This is a genomic window from Pseudorhodobacter sp. (genome assembly GCF_030452865.1).
Lineage (GTDB): Bacteria > Pseudomonadota > Alphaproteobacteria > Rhodobacterales > Rhodobacteraceae > Pseudorhodobacter.
In genome coordinates this window covers 1-4207 of the sequence record NZ_JAKDLJ010000323.1, presented here as the reverse complement: position 1 = coordinate 4207, position 4207 = coordinate 1, and the positions used below count along the sequence as shown (strand labels likewise).

At 59.8% G+C, this 4207-nt stretch carries 4 protein-coding genes; 1 reads left to right on the top strand and 3 read right to left on the bottom strand.

What is annotated here, in order from left to right; all coding sequences use genetic code 11:
• From L0H65_RS15485 to neuC, 3 genes are all read right to left on the bottom strand, one after another.
• Window positions 1–973 (bottom strand): 3-deoxy-D-manno-octulosonic acid transferase (locus L0H65_RS15485; RefSeq protein ID WP_301459953.1); only part of this gene is annotated, 973 nt, incomplete at its 3' end.
• Window positions 966–2213 carry a 3-deoxy-D-manno-octulosonic acid transferase gene (locus L0H65_RS15480; protein WP_301459951.1) on the bottom strand — a complete coding sequence of 416 codons (1248 nt, stop codon included), beginning with the start codon at window positions 2211–2213 and terminating at the stop codon, window positions 966–968. The genes L0H65_RS15485 and L0H65_RS15480, both read right to left, overlap by 8 nt.
• A complete protein-coding gene (gene neuC, locus L0H65_RS15475) occupies window positions 2206–3327 on the bottom strand; it encodes a UDP-N-acetylglucosamine 2-epimerase (RefSeq protein WP_301459949.1) in 1122 nt (373 codons plus the stop codon). The genes L0H65_RS15480 and neuC overlap by 8 nt, the downstream gene beginning before the upstream one ends.
• 125 nt (window positions 3328–3452) lie before the next feature.
• Here neuC and L0H65_RS15470 point away from each other — a divergent pair.
• Window positions 3453–4207, top strand: a 755-nt coding sequence (locus tag L0H65_RS15470) for a hypothetical protein (RefSeq protein WP_301459948.1), incomplete at its 3' end; no start/stop codon positions are given.

The following is a 4207-nucleotide window of genomic DNA, read 5'->3' as shown; positions in this document are numbered from 1 at the left end:
AGAAATACATCTCGCCGAGACTGTCGCCATAGAACACGTCGATCCCCTCCGGCAACACGCCTTGCAGCGATGCGCCCAGAGCCGTTGACCGCCGGGCCATGCGAAGGCCCGCGTTTTCTATCTCCGCTGCGACCTGCTCAAACCGTTCTGGGCGGCGGGGAACATAGACAAAAAGTGTATCACGAACTGCCTGCACCGCCTTGATCGCGCTAATATATCCTGCGTCCTCACCTTCTATCGCCGAGGCAATCACCACCACATCGCGCGCGGGTTTCAGGGCAACGCCTGCCGCCACTTGCGCAGCAGGGATCGGCTGATCAAAGCGCAATTCCCCGGTGATTTCGATCCGTTTGACGCCGACGCTGGCAAAGCGCCGCGCCTGCAAATCCGATTTCACCAATGCCCCGGCAAAACCCTGCATCAGTTGCGCGCGAAGCCCGGTTTGCCCGTCACGAGCATAGCCTTTCGACGGGTATTGCGCGTTACACATGAACAGCGGCACGGCTTTGCGACGCGCCGCCATGATCATGCGAGGCCAAATCTCAACCTCCATCACCAAACCATATTTCGGTGCAAAAGCGCGAAAAAATCCGGCAAAACATATTCCGATTTCGAACGGCACCCAAACGACGCGCAGTTGTCCCGCCGCAATCTCGCGGGCATAGACGCTGGATGATTCGCGTCGCCCCGCCGGGGTGAAATGGGTGATCACCACCCGCTCACCCTGCCGCAGAAGCGCATTGATCAACGGCACAGCCGAGCGAAACTCCCCCAATGACACTGCATGGACCCAGACCGCCCCCGGCATCGGCATGCCACAAAAGCCGAAGCGTTCCGCGATATGGCTGCGATAATTCGGGTCCTTGCGGCCACGGTGCCAAAGGTAGAACAGCACGAGAGGCAGGCCCAAGACCCAAGCTGCGCCGTAAACAACCAACGCCAGCCGCAATTTCAACGACGGAAACTCACCCATCCCGCATCCTTGTCAGCAGATCACGCGCCAACCCGTCCAAAGGTGCCGCACTGCGCTGCAACGCCTGCGCGCGCGCACCCACTTGCGCCAGATCAGGCGCGTTCAAATCGCCGATCAAATCATTGGAATCATTGACTTCCCGCGCCGCATCAACACCGTGCAAAGTGGCATAATCAGCGGCGAAATTCGCCACCCTCGGCCCATGCAGCACCGCCACGCCCAAAGCCGCAGGTTCCCACGGGTTGTGGCCTTCGACCTTGCTGAAACCGCCACCGATAAGCGCAGCTTGCGCCAGGCGATACCACAGACCCAATTCGCCAAAAGTATCGGCCAGATACACCGCTTCACCCGCCAATACCTGCCCGGTACTGCGCCGCGCGAAAGCCAGTTCCATCGCCAGATGCCGGTTGGGGTCCCGCGGCACCAGCACCAAGAGCCAACGCGGATCGGCGGTGAAAAGCTGGGCCTGCGCCGCCATCGCGACAGCCTCATCCTCCAGATGGGTCGAGGCGGCTACCCAGACCCTTCGCCCTGCAAACATCCGCACCATCCGTTCCAGTTCCGCCGTTTTGGCGGGCAGGACCGGGGCGGCAGCTTTCAGCGACCCCATGACGCGGGGCGCAACTGCCCCCAAACTCGCAAGATGAACAGCTGAAGCGGCGTCCTGCGCCAGAATATCTTCATACCGCGCCAGAACATCACGGTACAATCCTTTGAACCTACGTCGTTTTCCAAATGATTCCTGCCCCATCCTCGCGTTTACCAGAACTTGCGGGGTCCCGCGGGCATATGTGGCGAAAACCGCCGCCGGCCAGATATCCTGCTCGGCCCAGATCACCAGATCGGGCCGCCAATGATCCAGAAACCGCGCAAGAAATGGCGGCGCATCCAGCGGCAGATATTGATGGATCGTCCGCCCAGGCAGACCGGTCGCAAACACCGAAGCCGAGGACCTTGCCGAGGAGGTTACCAGAAAATTCAAACCGGGATCGGCGCGGCCCAAGGCCTCGATCAACCCGCGCAATGCCATCACCTCACCGACGCCGACCGCATGCAGCCAGATCAGCCGTCCCTCAGGTCGCAGAGCCGCCGTCTGCCCCAGTTTTTCACGCCAACGTGCCGCATCCTCCTTGCCGCGCGCCAGACGCTTGCGCAGATACAAGGGCGCAATCCGCGCCAGCGCCTTCGTCAGCAGCACATACAGCCGCGAGGTCAGACCGAGGGGAGCAGGGTCAACCAAGGTCGCTGAACGCTTTTTGCAGACCGCGCAACCAGAAACATTCGTCTTTCAGCACCGCAACAAATCGTTCGGCTGCCGAACCTGACCCAAAGCCTTCATGGCGTGGATAGGTTTTCCCCCATTCCCCAGCCAGAAACGCCGCAATCGCCGGGCCGTCGCCCGCATCGGCGAAGCGGATCGAGGGTGCCGCCGCGCGGTTGTGTTGCCGTGTCCCGACATCCAGCGACGGCACGCCCAGAAACGGCGCTTCGCGCACACCTGCTGAGGAGTTGCCAATCATGCAGGCCGCATTTTTCATCAGCTCGGAGAAATGAGCGAACCGCATCGACGGGATCAGCCGGAACCGATCCTTCGGCAAAGAATTGATAACGTTGAAAATATCCTCCGACCCCGGATCATTGTTCGGCGCGATCAGCACGAAATTCCGACCCGACGCCGAAAGCGCATCATAAAGCCCGCGCGCCTGCGCGCCCATACTCGACTGCTCCGAAGTGACTGGGTGAAAGACGCAAATCCCGTAATCCGCGAAGCCGATGCCATAGCGGGCGCGCACGTCGGCCATGGTTACGCCGCTGCTGCGCGAATGGAAATCCAACTCCGGCGAGCCGATGACATGCACCGCATCCGCAGGTTCCCCCAGTGCCATCACCCGGCGCGCCGCCGCCGCGGAACTGACAAAATGGGTCGTCGCGAGCTTGGTGTTGCAATGGCGGAAAATCTCATCAATCGTGCCAGACACTTCGCCGCCCTCAACATGGCCGGAGCGAATGTAATTCGTCGCTGCAACCAGCGTACAGGCCAGCGCCTCGACCCGGTCGCCGTGGGTGATGATCAGGTCCGGTCGGGTTTCGGTGATGAAATCGGAAAAACCGATCACGGTTTTCGCCAGCACCAAATCCTGGGGATCACCGGGGCGCTGGTTCAGAAACTCATGCACCGAGACACCCGCCATGCGCTGCACCTCCAGCTTGGTCAAGCCGTAGCGCGCCAGCATATGCATACCAGTCACGAAGAAACTGACGTTGAAACCGGCGTCGCGCGCGGCAACGGCCAAGGGTTCCAGCTTGCCGAAATCAGCGCGTGTTCCGGTGACGAAAAGGATGGATCGGGTCATACAATCGGCCTTGTGATGCAACAGTGATAGCCGCGCGGAAGGGCCCCGCGCAAGCCATGCCGATATGGACAGCCGACCCCAACTTGTCTAGGACAGTTTAAAATCGTGCTCGACTGGAGGCATTTGTGACGGCCGCACCCCAACGCACTATCCTTTGCATGAAATGGGGTAAGCTCTATCCGGCGGATTATGTCAACGTCCTTTTCAATGCCTGCAAGCGGCATCTGGCTGGTTCGTTCCGTTTTGTCTGCCTGACCGATGACGCCTTGGGTTTTGTTGACGGGATAGAGGCACTGCCTATCCCCGATATTAGCTTGACCCCAGATCAATGGTACTTGCCCGGCATCTGGCCGAAACTGGCGATTTATCTGCCCAACTTGCACGGTCTGACCGGCCGTTGCCTGTTCATTGATCTGGATATGATGGTTTTGGGCGATCTGGAGCCGATGTTCGTCCATGGCACAGGTTTTGTCGCCACCGATATGGGGCCGGGCTGGGAAAACCCACCTCGCGCTGGCGAAGGAAAAGTGGCCACGTCCATTTTTGCTTTTGATTTCGGGGCAGAAACACAAATCCTTGATGCTTTCTTGGCAGATCCTGCGGGCTCATTGTTGCGGTTCCAAAACGAACAGGATTTCGTCGGCGCCTATGCCAAAAGTATGAATTTCTTTCCGCCCGGCTGGGTTTTGTCGTTCAAACGCCACCTGCGCCAACCCATTGGCCTAGATCTGTTCCGATCTCCGAAACGCCCGCCACGTTCGGCCCGTGTTCTTGCCTTCCACGGCAAGCCCCGCCCCGCCGACTTGCTTCGCAACAGCTCCAGCTTTTTTTGGGACAGGTTGCCGCATATGGGGCATGGAAAAGTGCCTTGGATGGCCGA